A 14,631-nucleotide genomic window follows, 5' to 3' on the forward strand; every position below is an offset into this window, starting at 1 on the left:
TTTTAAGTCAATTGTATATTATAGCATATATTTATCATTTGTAAACAAAAATATTATCTCACTGGTTACTATGCCCCGGTATTTATTATTTCCAAAACTGCAGCAAGACTCTCTTCCAAATCTTTCCCTTCTTCATCTACAACAATATCAGCGTATTTTTCATATAAGGGAACTCGCTCTTCATACAGATCTTTTAAAGTCTGTCCCTCTTTCAATAAAACACCCCGTCCCCTCAAATTGCCAAGACGTTTTGAAAGTGATTCCAATGATATTTTCAGATAAACTACTTTTCCTATAGATCTTAAATGTTTCATTGCTTCTTCGCAATAAATAACACTGCCTCCAGGAGCAATCACTGTTTCTGTCACATCTACAGAAGCATTAACCTTATTTTCTATTTCCTTGAATCTCTCCGGTCCTTCCTGAGCAATAATCTGTGAAAGCTTTCTTTTCTCCTGCTTCTGAATCACAAGATCAGTATCCAGAAACTGATATCCAAGTGCTTTTGCTAAAATTACTCCTATGGTGCTTTTTCCTGAACCAGGCATTCCTATTAACGTCACATTATTCATTGTTATTCCCTTCATTTTAGCATATATGATCATCAGGTGTAAATACTAACGTTTTTTCCCTGTTCCAAGATATTCTCCATGGGAATATACCAGCATTTTGGCATCATTCAAATGAAATTTCTTTTTTTCATCCATATATGCAGGATCCGCATGGACAGCCAGTACATCTGCCAGAAACATATGATGGGAACCTAATTCCAGCACCTGTTTTACCCTGCATTCAATACTGACCGGTGATTCCAGGATCATAGGCGCTTTCACAAAATCAGCCTTCTCCCGGGTAAGCTTCATTTCTTTAAATTTATCAACATCACGGCCGGAGCGCACTCCACAATAATCTGTTGCATATGCCAGTTTCTCTGTAGTCAGGTTGATTACAAATTCTCCTGTTTTCTTTATCATTTCATAGGAATACCGGGAAGGACGCACTGAAATAGACACCATTGGCGGATTTGTACATACGGTTCCAGCCCATGCAACTGTCAGTATATTATCATTTCCCTCTCCATCTGTAACACTGACCATCACTGCCGGCAGCGGATAAAGCATATTTCCGGCTTTCCAGGTTTCTTTTGCCATTTATTTCTTCCTGTCCTTAATTATAATCATTCTGTCCTGCCTGTGCAGCTTCCATAAGTGCCGGAATCAGCTGTTTCTTACGAGAAACTACACCCTTCAGATCAAATACACCATCCGTTGGTTCCATATGAAATGCTGTGCTGGCCATTTCTTCACTTCCCTCACCATAATAGAGAAGCTCTGTAGACTCCTCAATGATGTTCGTCAGCATAAAGAATACACGGGATACGCCGTGACGTCCACATTCACTTACCATAAACGGAATCAGACGTTCTTTGATTTCTGTCAGTTCATCGCTGTCCATGGAACTGATCTGACCAACACCAAAGCTGATCTCATCTTCAGCAATAAATTTTTTGTAATCCTGATAGAAAATCTCTTCCGGTGATTTATCCTTCAGATTACTTCCTGCCTTGAACATTTCCCTGGCAAACTGCTCAATATTAATTCCTGCAATAAGTGCCAATGCTCCTGCTGCCATTTTATCTGATAACGTGCAGGTAGGAGAACGGAACATCAATGTATCTGAAATAATTGCAGCACAGAGAAGTCCGGCAATATTTGGCGAAATTTCCAGTTTTTGCTCTCCATACATCTCGTACAAAATTGTAGCTGTACATCCAACCGGTTGATTTCTGAAGGAAATCGGACTTATGGTCTCCAATGAACCAAGTTTATGATGATCTATAATTTCTACAATCTCTGCTTTGTCGATATTATCAACTGCCTGATCTTTTTCATTGTGGTCTACAAGTGCTACTTTCTTTTTATGCATATCCAGAAAATTTCTTCGGGAAATTGTTCCGATACATTTTCCCTTTTTGTTAATTACAGGGAAGGCACGATGACGATGTTTGATCATCTCATTCTGAATATCATCTGTAAAATCTTCTGTACTGAATGTAACCAGATTATCTGTTTTCATAATATATCTTACAGGAATACTCTGGTTAATCAGTCTTGCAATCGTAAAAGTATCATAGGGAGACATAATAATTGCAATTTCTTTTTCATGAGCAAGCTTGATCACCTTCTCAGTTACTTCAATTCCCATTCCCACAATAATACAGCTTACATTCTGGGCAATTGCCTGAAGATGATCCTCTTCTCTGTCTCCCATAATAATAAGGTCATCCTCTTCAATATAGGCTTTAAGCATTTCCGGATTTGCAGTTCCCACCAAAACTTTTCCCTTTGTGAAATATCCATGCTCATTTCCCTCAATCACAGTACCTGCAATTGTTTCAGCAATTCTTCTGTACTGTGTTCTTGCTCTGGACAGAAGATAACTGTCAGTGGTATCCATGTAGGTCTTTGCAATATCCCCAATTGTAATAAGACCTTCCAGCTGGCCTTCCCTGTCTCTGATTGGAAGGGAAACGATACTTTTCTCCATCATCAGATCCCATGCATTTTTAAGAGACATACTTTTATCTGCATCAGGGCTCATACGGATATCCATATCCTTTACCTGGGTTCCAATATTAGACATATATCCCGGCGGCAGCATTCCAAAACGATTTAATACATATTCTGTTTCTTCATTGATCTGTCCCGCACGCTTAGGAATATATTTTACTTTCTGGGAAGTTCTGTTTTTAATGTCTGCATAGGCAATTGCTGAACAGATTGAATCTGTATCCGGATTTTTATGACCTATTACAAATATTCTTTCCTGATTTCTCATACAGTTTTTAACCTCATTAATCTAACTTAATATTTGCAAAAAGTGCACCTAACGATGTACTGGCTTCTTCCTTTGAATCCGGAAGTTCTATCACTTCTTCTTCGATTTCCTTTGCCATCATATCTGATGCTTCTTTGATACTGAGACTTAATTTTCCATCCTTTACTGCAGTTACCTTTACCTTAACCTGATCACCAACAGCAAGAACTTCTGAAGGCTTTTTAATTCTCTTTTCACAGATCTGTGAAATATGGACAAGTCCTGACAGGCCATTGCCCATATTTACAAAAGCACCATAAGGCTGAAGACTCTCAACAGTACCCTCTGTCACCAGTCCGACCTGTACATTGGACACTTTATTTTTTCTTTCTTCTTCTGCCTTTTCTCTTAATATTTCCTTTGCAGAAAGAATTAATCGGTTCTTTTCTTTATCTACATCTATTACCTGAACCTGAATTGGTTTGTTCAGATATTCATTTGTATCCTCTACATAAGTCAATGCAAGCTTGGAAGCCGGGACAAATCCACGGATTCCTTCTACATATACGATTACGCCTCCATTGACAACACCTTTTACTGTTACATCCAGAATTTCACCGGATTCTTTTAATTCTTTTAGTTTGTCCCAGGAAAGTACATCTGATGCTTCCACTCTTGATAACAGAATATTTCCGTTTCCGTCATCTTTTCTTACCACAGTTGCAGAAACCTCATCTCCCACTTTAACTTCCTCTTTCAGTGAAAATCCAGGCTCTCTGCTGTAATCTTCAGCAGGAATGATTCCTTCTGCATAATATTTAAGATCTATTACTACTTCTTTTTCATCTACACTGATCACAGTTCCTGTAAGGATATCCCCTTCTTCAATTTTCTTGAAAGAAGCTTCAAGCTCTGTCTCATAATCTTTCATTGATTCAGCCATATCTTTTTTATCTCCTTTATTTTTTTATTTTATTTTCACAACATAAAATTTCAGAATTAAAAATAATTTTTAAGAATAGCAACCATATTATATCACATCACCTATAATAATGGAAATCGCAATTTTCAAAAGAAGCTTTATATGCTATAATAAACTTGTACTTTTTTCATACAGAAAGGATATTATTCATGAATTATGATTCCGTTCCTTTGAGAGATTTCAAAGAAATTGATAACTGGGATACTGTTATGTTCGTATATCATTCTGCCCTGAAGCAGATTGAAACAAAAATAGACATTATGAACGATGAATTCCAGCACAGACATAAATATAACCCTATCGAGCATGTCAAATCCCGGATCAAAACTCCGGAAAGCATTGTCAAAAAGCTTAAACGCCATAATTACGAATCCAGCACAGAAAATATGATCCGCTATGTAAATGATATTGCCGGAATCCGAATCAGCTGTTCCTTTACTTCTGATATCTATCTGATTGCAGATATGATTTCCAAGCAAAATGACCTGACGATCCTGGCCAGAAGAGATTATATGAAAAATCCCAAAAAGAGCGGCTATCGCAGCTATCACATGCTGGTAACCACTCCTGTCTTTCTTTCTGACAGCATTATTGATACAAAAGTAGAGATTCAGATCCGTACTGTAGCACAGGATTTCTGGGCTACTCTGGAGCATAAAATGCATTACAAATTTGAAGGGGACGGCCCGGATTATATCACAAAAGAATTACGGGAATGTGCACGCTATGTTGCAGAACTGGATGAACGCATGCAGGAGCTAAACAATGCAATACAGAAATATGGAAAAAATCTTGAATAAGTTATAAAAAATAGTCCCGCAATTGCGGGACTATTTTTATCTCTAAAGCGAGGAGTGCCCCGGTAGTGGTTTACCGGGGCTATTATTATGAAAAAAATTTATGTGTAATGATAACACATTACAACGTCTTTCGTAGGTTCTTTCGAACTGTTTATATAATAGCAATTGGTTATGAACAAATCATGAACTCAAAATGAACTTTTCGTTTATTTGCACAATTTTTTTTATTTTTTTATTGTTTTTTTATAAATTTAACACATAGCTTTTTATTCTATTTTTCTACAGCTTTATCATTTTTGTACATTATCGTTTTAATTCATTAAAGTTTTTTTATTTAATCCTTTTAAAAGTAATACACTTAAAAATGATTACTCTAAAATATTTTTTGCAAATTCTATCAGTTTTTGAAGAATTCCCTTTACTTCCTTTTTTCCGATTCCCATTTCTTCCAGCTTATCGTATACCTTGTTTACAGTACTTCTCAGCTGTTCCTCATTAATATCAGCATTTTTGATTTCTTTTACAATATTTATAAGTTTATTTTCTTCCTCTTCTGTAAGTGTAACTCCTGCCGTCTCCTCTCCTGCCTGAATGATTTCTCTGATCTGCTCATCGGAAATATCCTGCTCTGCCACCTTGTCCTTTGCGTACATAATAATATCAACTACCTTATCAGGATCAGAAACCAGAGAATCAATCTCGTTATCTGTAATAATTTCCTGCACAGTTTCAGTTGCATCAGATGCCATGACTGTTGCTGCCGGTGATGTGCACATAAGTGTTCCTGCAATCATAAGTATTCCTATTTTCTTTATTTTCATGATCAATTACCTCCAGATTATTCTGCTAAAATCTGTTTTCTGTTACCGGGCTATTATAACATCTCCCCTCAACCGTCTGTAAAATAAATTTCCTTTTGGTTTCTAGTACTATATACCTTGGTTCTCTATGTCTTTATCTTCATAATTCTTTTGACATTTGTTCAATTTTTTTTCACATCTTAAACAAAATTCCATCATAATTTGCCTATATAATAAAATCATAAAAATAATAAATCAAACATTATTTTTATAATTTTCTTTTTCATATGTTGATTGTTTTAAAAACAATCGACTCTCCTTCCTTTTAAAAATAAATTTGAACGTAATGTAAAAAGCATCCGTCCAGCCATCGGATGCTTTTTATTTATAAAATTATTTATCCAATTCTCTGTCCCTTACTATCAGAAACCCTGTTTTTCAGAAAACATATTTGCCAGCTGTGCAAACTGCTCCAATGTCAGAGCCTCCCCCCTTATAGTCAGAGGTAATCCACAGGCAAGAATTGCTTTTTCAATAGTCTCTTTGTCAAATGAAAGCTCCTGTGAATTCTTCAGTCCGTTAACCAGCGTCTTTCTTCTCTGATTAAAAGACGCCCGGATCAGACGGAACATCAGCTTTTCATCCTTAACCTGAACCGGCGGCTTCTCATATCTCTCCAGTCTGATCACTGCACTTCCCACTTTGGGTCTTGGCATAAAACAATTTGGCGGAACATTTGCCACAATCTCCGGTCTGGCATAGTACTGGACCGCCAGCGATAAAGCTCCATAATCCTTAGTTCCCGGACCTACCTGCATTCTGTCCGCAACTTCCTTCTGAACCATAATGGTAATAGAATCAATAGGTACCTGATTTTCAAACAGTCCCATAATAATAGGGGTTGTAATATAGTATGGGAGATTGGCTACTACCTTAATAGGACATCCTTTATTTTTTTCCAGTGCCAGCTTTCGGATATCTACTTTCAGAATATCATCATTGATCACTGTTACATTATCCCAGTCCTTCAGCGTATCCTTCAGAATCGGAATCAAAGTATTATCAATCTCCACAGCAGCCACTTCTCTGGCTGCCTCTGCCAGATATTGGGTCATGGTTCCGATTCCCGGACCGATTTCCAATACAAAATCATCTTTCGTAATTTCTGCAGAAGCAATAATTTTCTCCAATACATGCGTATCTATAAGAAAATTCTGACCAAACCTTTTCTGGAATGCAAAATTATACTTCTGCAGCACTTCTATGGTATATTTTGGATTGCCGAGATAGGGTCTGGTCATAATCATTACTTCCTTTTCTTTTTATTTCTGTTTTATTATTTACTAAAATCTTTCTCATAAAGAACAATATAGCCGTCTCTGTCTATACGTTTCTTTGAAATGTTTCTCTTAAATTTACGGATTCCTCCCTGAGATTTAAGAATGGCGGTATCAATCAGATTCTTTACTGCCCCTATATTCATAGGCTGATCCTCTTTCTGATTAATTCCAATCAGATTATACAATGCGAGCATTCCCATCTGATCAATGGTATATCCGTTTTCTTTTGTATAAACTCTTGCAAAATTAACCAGTTCATCATTTGTAAAGACCGGAATGTTGATCATAGATGTAAATTTCTTCACAATTTTAGGATATCTGGCAATAAATTTGCGCATTCCTATTTTTTCATCCTCTATGATAACAGTCAGGCCATCTGTTTCCTTTTCCATTGCCTTATCCAGCATTTCCACTGTTTCCTGGGTCAGCTGGTTAGCATTCTCAATTACAAGAAAACCTCCGGAAAGCTTTTCAAAAATCTGATCTATCGGTTTACCATTGATCTGATCTGCAAATACATAAGCAACCTTTGAAGCTTCCAGATTCAGCTCTTTACATATTGCAGGAATCAAACCGGATATCAATCTGGTCTTACCGCACTCTTTTCCCCCCATAACAATAATATTGCCTGTCCTGGAGGTCTTATCTGCTGCTGCCTGTTGTACATCACACAGGGTATTGAGCAACTGTTCCCTCATACCCGGAATTTTTACAAAATATGTAAAAAGCTGCTTTTCATCATCATTCAGTATTTTTTCTCTTGGAATGATGTCTCTGGGATCTTTTTCATCCTTGGGCTGGATCGACTCTATAAATCTTTCCAGTTCTTCTTCCTCTGACAAATCTTCATTGTCTTTCGGATTCTGCAAAACATTAATGGTTTCTTCATCCTGGTCAGCAGGAGCATCCATATCTTCCAGATTATAATCTGCATTCAAATCTTTTTTTCCTGAAGGACCATGGAGAAATTCTTCCTCTGCACTCTTAAGATCCTCTTCTGTAACATCATCCTCTTCTTCAAATGGCATGATATTTGGAACCTTAAGGTCTCCGGCTTTTACCTCTATATGGTCACCAAAAGAATCACTGGTCAGAAAATCCGGCTTTTCCAGATCATCTGAAAGTTTTTTATCTTCTCTCTCTTTTTCCTCTGGTTTTTCTTCCTTTGTAGATTCTTCTTTTAAAGGTTCTTCCTTTGGAATTTCAATCCCCTGTGCACTTGCAGCTGCCAGAATCGTATCTTCAAGATTAAATTCCTTACCTGATTTTTCCATTTCTGCAAAATCAACCTTTTGAATATCCTCAATCTTAGGCGCACTGCTTGGCTCCATATTTTTCATGGAGTCAGGAATTTTCAATTCCGGAAGTTTCATCGTTTTTCCAAAATCTTCTTTTTCTTCCTGATTTTCGTTTACTTTCTGGCTTTCCGGCTGTTTATTAATAACAGGACTTTCTCCGGGTTTTGCTGGTTCTGCTTCCAGTTCCGGTACATTTTCAGGTTCTTTTTCTGTACTATCTGTCTTTATAATTTCTTCAGGAATCTGATCTTCTTCAGTTTCCGTCACTTCCTCTGAACTTTCTTTTTCTTCATTCAGTTCTTCATCCGCTTTCTTTCTGGCTCCTCCAAAAATATCCCGGATTCCTTTTGAAATTTTATCCTGAATGCTCTCAGCCCCATCGTTTTCTCTGCTATTCTTTTCGATTCTTATAATCTCCGGCTGTTCTTCCTCTTCTGTGGATTTTTCTGAAGTTTCTTTTTCCAGGTCTTTTTCTTCTTCAGAATCTTCTGGTCTATCCTGCTCTGCCTTTTTAATATTTCCGGCTTCTTCAGGTTTGATCAGCTTTGGAACAAACTGTTTCTCATATTTTGCCTTCTCTTCTCCTGTCAGTTCTCCCATACGCTGTTTCAGGTCATATGCTTTCATTACATATTTTCCTTCACTGAACCAGAGAATAATCTCATTACACAGCTCAAGACTCTTTTCTTTTTCCCCGGCTTTATAATATAATGCAGCCAGTTCATAAGACCATTTTTCTGTAAATTCGTGTTCCTTGTATTCTTCCAGGATTTTGATCTGTTCGTCCAGTGAAATATTCTTCACTCTGGCAATTTTATACTGAAGAATATATTGAGAGCTGTCATTTGGTGCCACCTGTTTATATTCCTCATAAAACTCAGTAGCCTCATCAACATTTTTCATTTTCAAAGAAATCTCAACCAGTCGATACAGGATATTTTTTCCAATAGATGCTTTATGATATGCCAGTAAAAATATTTCCTTACTATCCTCATATCTTCCATTGGCTGCATATATTTCGCCAACTACACATAAGGTACGGACATTCTTTACCCGACGCCAGTCTATACTGTCCACAATGTTCATCGCACCTTTATAATCCTTATTCTGAACCAGCTTATTTATCTCTTCAAGCTTGATTCGAAATTCTTCCTTGTCCAATGTTTTCACCAACTTTCCATAATTGTTTCCAGTGTAACATAAGCCTATAACCTTGTCAAAAACTTCATTCACAAATACTTCCGTTTACGACCTGAAATATTTTGTTTATATGAAATCTGTGACTTATAAAATCATCCAGTCCTGTACAGGTTATCATGGTCTGTATATCATGTATACTATCCAGCAGATAAGTCTGTCTGCTGCTGTCCAGTTCAGACAATACATCATCCAGAAGCAGAACCGGCGTATCTTTTATTGTTCTTTTTACAATATAAATCTCAGATAATTTAAGTGAAAGTGCTGCTGTTCGCTGCTGTCCCTGAGAACCATACCTGCGGATATCAATTCCATTGACCTCCATACACAGATCATCTCTGTGTGGGCCGACTGATGTTATCTTCATCCTCATATCTCTTTCCCTGTTTTCAGAAACAGTTTTCTCCAGTTCCTGCCCAGGACAGCTCGGCTCATAAATAACCCTTAGATTTTCTGTTCCCCCTGTAAGATTAAAATGAATATTCTGGATGATCTCATTCAGTTCTTCCACAAATCTTTTTCTCTTTTCAATAATGCGCCTGCCATATTCCACCATCTGCATATCCCAGATATCAAGAGTTCCCTTCAATCCCGGCTGCACATACATATCCTTCAATAATTTATTTCTCTGATTGACAATATGATTATAAGATGCCAGATCCTTCAGATATATTTTATCCAACTGACACAGTTCCATATCCAGAAAACGTCTTCTCTCTCCAGGTCCATTTTTGATAATATTCAAATCTTCGGGAGAAAAGAACACCATATTTACCACTCCAAATAATTCACTTGCCTTTTTGATGGGCAATCCATTTATGGCAACTCCCTTAGCTTTATTTTTTCTGAGATGCATATCTATTTTGTAATTAATCTGGTTTCTGTTTACCATCATCCGGATATGTGCTTCTTCTTCTCCGAACTTAACGATTTCCTTGTCCTTGCTTCCTCTGTGAGATTTGGTTGTTCCGCATAAATAGAGGGATTCCAGAATATTAGTTTTTCCCTGTGCATTATTCCCATAAAAAATATTGGTTCCTTTGTCAAAGGTAAGCTCCAGTGAATCATAATTTCTGAAATTTTTCAACTGAACAGATTCAATATACATTTATTCACCTGACTACTTTAATTTCTTTTCCGTCATAGGAAACAATATCTCCTTCATAAACCTTGCGTCCACGACGTTCATCAACTTCACCATTAACCTTTACCAGGCCATCTGTGATCACATACTTTGCCTCTACTCCATCTTCTACCATAGAAGCAAGCTTCAGTAATTGTCCCAGCTTTATAAATTCATCTCTTATTTTGATCTCTTCCATTTTCATTTACTCCCTATCTTGTCTGATTCTGGTTGATATTAACAGGCAGGATCAGATATGTGTAATTTTCATCATCATCCCGGATAAAACATGGTGCTTTTGGATTTACCAGGTAGATACTGATGGTTTCATCATCAATAACCTTAAGGGCATCAATCAGAAATCTTGGATTAAATCCAATCAGAATGTCCTTTCCTTCCTTGATGATATCAATATTTTCATCCATGGAACCCATTGCAGAATCGATGCGCAGCTCCATTGTATTATCTGAAATCTCAATAATGATTGGTTTCTTTTCTCCCTCACGTACCAGAAGGGTTGCACGGTCAATACAATCCAGAAATTCTTTTTTATTGATAGAAATTTTAGTTTCATAATCGCTGGATAACATCTGATCAATACGGAAGTATTCTCCTTCGATCAATCTGGATACCACGATTGTCTGATCAAATTCAAAGAGGATGTGATTCTTTGAAAAATAAATATTTACCAGATCATCAATTTCACCTGAAAGAATCTTGCTGATTTCATTTAAAGTTTTACCAGGCACTACAACCTTACGATCTGAATAATCTTTTTTAAGTTCCATTCGTCTTATAGCAATGCGGTGGCCATCCAGGGAGACAATTTTCAGACAATTATCCTTGATTTCAAACAGTTCACCAGTCATTAATTTGTTGGTTTCGTTAGCTGCAATTGAGAATATTGTCTGACGAATCATCTCCTTTAAAGTAAATTGAGAAACAGTAAGGCATTCTTCTCTTTCAATTATTGGGAGATATGCAAAATCTTCTCCGGATTTACCAGGAATCGTAAACTTTGCTTTTTCACATGTGATAAAAGCTGTAAGTTTATCGTCTGTTTTTATAGTAACATCGTTATCCGGAAGTCTTCGAATGATTTCATAGAGAATTTTAGCATCCAGAGCAATCATTCCTTTTTCTTCAATAGTACCTTCAACAATAGTTTCAATACCTAGTTCCATATCATTGGTAGTAAATTTAATTTGATTTGTAGTTGCATCTATAAGAATACATTCAAGAATAGGCATTGTTGTTTTAGAGGGTACTGCTTTCAGGGAGATACTTACACTTTTGAGTAAGCTGTTTTTGGAGCATATGATTTTCATAATGTGTATAACTTCCTTTCTGTTGAGTGTGTGTTTTTTATAGATAAATATTTAAAAGAAATCCGTCGTATCCGCCGTAGGGGATGTGAATATGTGAAAAACTATATTTAAGGCAGTAAATAAAAGGGTTTGAAGTATGGATAACTTCGTGTAAAAACAAGGTTGAAGTATGTGAATAACTTGTGTAAAACTCAAATCAAAAATCTGGCGAAAAAGTTTTACACATTTATACACATAACTTCAACATTTTATACACATTGTATTCCACAGGTTATCCCCATATAGTAACTTATTAAATTTATGTTTGTGGATTAATTTTTTTCTTTAAGGTTTCAATTGTGTTTTTAAGGTTATCGTCAGAGACAATTTCTTTTTCGATTTTGTCAATTCCATGCATGATTGTAGTATGATCACGGTTGCCGAGACATTTACCTATGGATTTAAGAGGTGTGGATATGATTTCCCGGCAAAGGTACATAGCAATCTGACGTGGCATTACAATTTTGGAATTTCGTTTATTTCCGTACAGGTCTTCTACAGAAACATCAAAGTGTTCTGCAACCATTGATATAATATATTCTGGTGTGATCACTTTCTTTTCGTTTGGAGATATGATGTCCTTCAGTGCCTGTTCTGCAAGTTCTAAGTTAACTTCCCGCTGCTCCAGTTTTGCAAAAGCCATAACCTTATTAATAGCTCCTTCCAGCTCACGGATGTTGGATTTAATATTATTGGCAATGTATTTGATGACTTCCTCATTGATATCATAGCCATCCATTTCTTCTTTTTTATGGAGGATAGCCATTCGGGTTTCATAATCAGGCAGTGTGATATCTACAATAAGACCCCATTCAAAACGTGAACGGAACCGCTCTTCCAGGATTTCCATATCCTTTGGTGGTTTATCTGAAGAAATAATGATCTGTTTTCCTGCACTGTGCAGACTGTTAAAGGTGTGGAAAAATTCCTCCTGTGTAGATTCCTTTCCTATAATAAATTGAATATCGTCAACCAGAAGAACGTCAATATTTCTGTATTTTTCACGGAATTTGGTCATTGCAGTATTGTTTCCGTTACGGATGGTCTCAATCAGTTCATTTGTAAATTCTTCACTGGTAACATAGAGAACCTTACTGTTTTCGTCATGATCTATAATAAAATGTGCAATGGAATGCATCAAATGGGTTTTTCCCAAACCTGCTCCACCATAGATAAAAAGTGGATTATAGGCATCCCCTGGTGATTCTGCTACAGCAAGAGCCGCAGCCTGGGCAAATTTATTATTGCTTCCCACAACAAAAGTATCAAAAGTATATTTGGGATTCAGATGAGCTTCTTCACATCTTGTATCCTGAGACTGAACCTTTGGTGCTGCGGCTTCCTTTTTGGGTACATCTTCCGGCAGGATAAAGTTTATTTCGCAATTTTCCATACCAGTGACTTCGCTGATAGTAACCTGAAGGGGTAATTTATATTTTTTACTGATATAGTTCAGTCCTACTTGTTCAGATGGAACGATAATAGTCACAATATTTCCTTCAACCTGATAAACAGTAAGGGGTTTCAGCCAGGTTTTGAAAGAAACATCGGACAGATCATGTTCTGTTTTGACGATTTGCAGGATTTCATCCCATTTTTCCACAACTTTGTTCATTTTTGGTTCTCCCGGTTCCTTCTAAATTATATATAATAATAAAAGATATTCTATAATCTCTAAAATGGACATAAATATCCATATATATATTATAATAGAATATTGGTTTTAGCAATGAATATTTGAGGGAATTGTGGAAAAAAAAGTTATCCCCAATTTTTATGTGGATTAGTGTGGATAACAGTGTATAAAAGTAATTTGGTTACCATAATGTGACAAAAGGATACAAAATTCTCCCTAAATATGTGTATAAGTTTATACACTGTCGAAAAAGGTATAAATAAAGGATTTTTATTTTGAGATGTGTAAAACACTGTCGAAAAAAGTGGATATATGTTGTGGTATTCCACAAGTTATCCACAAGTTATCCACAAAATGTGGATAATATTACGTAAACCAATTTAATAATCCACAATTTACTGAAAAACCTTAAAAATCTTTATAGAATTAGTACTTGACGAATTGGTGCTTTATGAATATAATTGAAATGATGTTCTAATAAGTAAAATTAATATGGAAAATAGATAAAGGAGGTGCTTTACCTATGAAAATGACATTTCAGCCGAAAAAAAGATCCAGAGCGAAAGTCCATGGTTTTAGAGCTCGTATGAGTACAAAGGGTGGACGCAAAGTTTTAGCTGCAAGAAGATTAAAAGGAAGAAAGCATTTATCAGCTTAAGAATAAGACCGCAGTTATTGTGGTCTTTTCTTCTATAAAAACGGGAGGATTCTATGAAAAACTCAGAGTCCTTAAAAAAGAATCAAGATTTTCAAAAAGTATATCGAAATGGAACATCAAAAGGTAATCGGTATCTGGTGATGTACGTACTGAAGAATCGGTACATGAAGAATCGTCTGGGAATATCAGTAAGTAAAAAAGTAGGGAATAGTGTGGTTCGCCACAGACTCACCAGGTTGATAAGAGAAAGTTATAGATTAAATGAAATGGAATTCGACAATAGTTTGGATATTGTGGTGGTGGCCAGGCCTCAGGCTAAGGACAGAAGCTATCAGGAGATAGAGAGTGCCCTTATGCATTTGGCAGAAAAGCATCACATAACAGGTAAGAACAATGATGAAAAAATTTCTGATCAGGATAATTAGGCTCTATCAAAAATATTTGTCACCGATGAAGAGAACAAAATGTCCTTATATTCCCACATGTTCTCAATATGGTTTAGAAGCAATTGAAAAATATGGTGCGTTAAAAGGGGGCCTCCTTGCGGTTTGGAGGATTCTGAGATGTAATCCTTTTTCTCATGGAGGCTATGACCCTGTACCATAAGGCAGGG

15 protein-coding genes are annotated in these 14,631 nt (G+C 36.4%); 4 read left to right on the forward strand and 11 right to left on the reverse strand.

The window, feature by feature from the left end; translation table 11 throughout:
• Positions 1-68: 68 nt before the first annotated feature.
• Genes ACTNC6_RS11915 through ACTNC6_RS11930 form a run of 4 tightly spaced genes read right to left on the reverse strand, consistent with a single transcriptional unit; the run spans position 69 to position 3,760 of the window.
• On the reverse strand, positions 69-572 hold the full coding sequence (locus ACTNC6_RS11915) for a shikimate kinase (RefSeq protein ID WP_026077108.1): 504 nt from the start codon (positions 570-572) through the stop codon (positions 69-71).
• A 45-nt stretch (positions 573-617) separates the two neighbouring features.
• Positions 618-1,151: a flavin reductase family protein gene (locus ACTNC6_RS11920; protein WP_441044203.1), complete on the reverse strand. Its 534-nt coding sequence runs from the start codon at positions 1,149-1,151 to the stop codon at positions 618-620.
• A gap of 16 nt (positions 1,152-1,167) precedes the next feature.
• Positions 1,168-2,838 (reverse strand): putative manganese-dependent inorganic diphosphatase, encoded by a 1,671-nt coding sequence (locus tag ACTNC6_RS11925; RefSeq protein WP_441035992.1) that lies wholly within the window; start codon positions 2,836-2,838, stop codon positions 1,168-1,170.
• A 16-nt stretch (positions 2,839-2,854) separates the two neighbouring features.
• Positions 2,855-3,760 (reverse strand): 30S ribosomal protein S1, encoded by a 906-nt coding sequence (locus tag ACTNC6_RS11930; RefSeq protein ID WP_173743897.1) that lies wholly within the window; start codon positions 3,758-3,760, stop codon positions 2,855-2,857.
• 188 nt (positions 3,761-3,948) lie between these two features.
• Between ACTNC6_RS11930 and ACTNC6_RS11935 the strand changes: the two genes are divergently transcribed.
• Positions 3,949-4,599 (forward strand): GTP pyrophosphokinase, encoded by a 651-nt coding sequence (locus tag ACTNC6_RS11935; protein WP_019163350.1) that lies wholly within the window; start codon positions 3,949-3,951, stop codon positions 4,597-4,599.
• Positions 4,600-4,967: 368 nt separating this feature from the next.
• Here the strand turns inward: ACTNC6_RS11935 and ACTNC6_RS11940 are convergent, their stop codons facing one another.
• From ACTNC6_RS11940 to dnaA, 7 genes are all read right to left on the reverse strand, one after another.
• Positions 4,968-5,420 carry a DUF1002 domain-containing protein gene (locus ACTNC6_RS11940; protein ID WP_441035990.1) on the reverse strand — a complete coding sequence of 151 codons (453 nt, stop codon included), beginning with the start codon at positions 5,418-5,420 and terminating at the stop codon, positions 4,968-4,970.
• 401 nt (positions 5,421-5,821) lie between these two features.
• The gene (gene rsmA, locus ACTNC6_RS11945; RefSeq protein WP_303243320.1) at positions 5,822-6,700 is read right to left on the reverse strand and encodes a 16S rRNA (adenine(1518)-N(6)/adenine(1519)-N(6))-dimethyltransferase RsmA; all 879 of its coding nucleotides are present in this window, start codon (positions 6,698-6,700) and stop codon (positions 5,822-5,824) included.
• Between the two features lie 35 nt (positions 6,701-6,735).
• The gene (locus tag ACTNC6_RS11950; RefSeq protein ID WP_441044204.1) at positions 6,736-9,270 is read right to left on the reverse strand and encodes a tetratricopeptide repeat protein; all 2,535 of its coding nucleotides are present in this window, start codon (positions 9,268-9,270) and stop codon (positions 6,736-6,738) included.
• Complete coding sequence (recF, locus tag ACTNC6_RS11955; protein WP_441035986.1) at positions 9,263-10,342, reverse strand: DNA replication/repair protein RecF; 1,080 nt, start codon at positions 10,340-10,342, stop codon at positions 9,263-9,265. Before recF ends, ACTNC6_RS11950 begins: the two co-directional genes overlap by 8 nt.
• A gap of 4 nt (positions 10,343-10,346) precedes the next feature.
• Positions 10,347-10,556, reverse strand: coding sequence for an RNA-binding S4 domain-containing protein (locus tag ACTNC6_RS11960; protein ID WP_019163345.1), 210 nt, complete (start codon positions 10,554-10,556; stop codon positions 10,347-10,349).
• 13 nt (positions 10,557-10,569) lie between these two features.
• Positions 10,570-11,685 (reverse strand): DNA polymerase III subunit beta, encoded by a 1,116-nt coding sequence (gene dnaN / locus ACTNC6_RS11965; RefSeq protein ID WP_303243322.1) that lies wholly within the window; start codon positions 11,683-11,685, stop codon positions 10,570-10,572.
• 298 nt (positions 11,686-11,983) lie between these two features.
• Entirely contained in the window at positions 11,984-13,339 is a 1,356-nt protein-coding gene (gene dnaA / locus ACTNC6_RS11970) for a chromosomal replication initiator protein DnaA (RefSeq protein ID WP_019163343.1), read from the reverse strand.
• 544 nt (positions 13,340-13,883) lie between these two features.
• Between dnaA and rpmH the strand changes: the two genes are divergently transcribed.
• The 3 genes from rpmH to yidD are packed head-to-tail and all read left to right on the forward strand — an operon-like array spanning position 13,884 to position 14,624.
• The gene (gene rpmH / locus ACTNC6_RS11975; protein ID WP_008708004.1) at positions 13,884-14,018 is read left to right on the forward strand and encodes a 50S ribosomal protein L34; all 135 of its coding nucleotides are present in this window, start codon (positions 13,884-13,886) and stop codon (positions 14,016-14,018) included.
• Positions 14,019-14,071: 53 nt separating this feature from the next.
• On the forward strand, positions 14,072-14,443 hold the full coding sequence (gene rnpA / locus ACTNC6_RS11980) for a ribonuclease P protein component (RefSeq protein WP_173743892.1): 372 nt from the start codon (positions 14,072-14,074) through the stop codon (positions 14,441-14,443).
• Positions 14,415-14,624, forward strand: coding sequence for a membrane protein insertion efficiency factor YidD (gene yidD / locus ACTNC6_RS11985; protein WP_081584418.1), 210 nt, complete (start codon positions 14,415-14,417; stop codon positions 14,622-14,624). The genes rnpA and yidD overlap by 29 nt, the downstream gene beginning before the upstream one ends.
• Positions 14,625-14,631 lie beyond the last annotated feature (7 nt).

Origin of the sequence: Blautia sp. HCP3S3_C4 (assembly GCF_052064095.1) — a bacterium.
Taxonomy (GTDB): Bacteria; Bacillota; Clostridia; order Lachnospirales; family Lachnospiraceae; genus Blautia_A.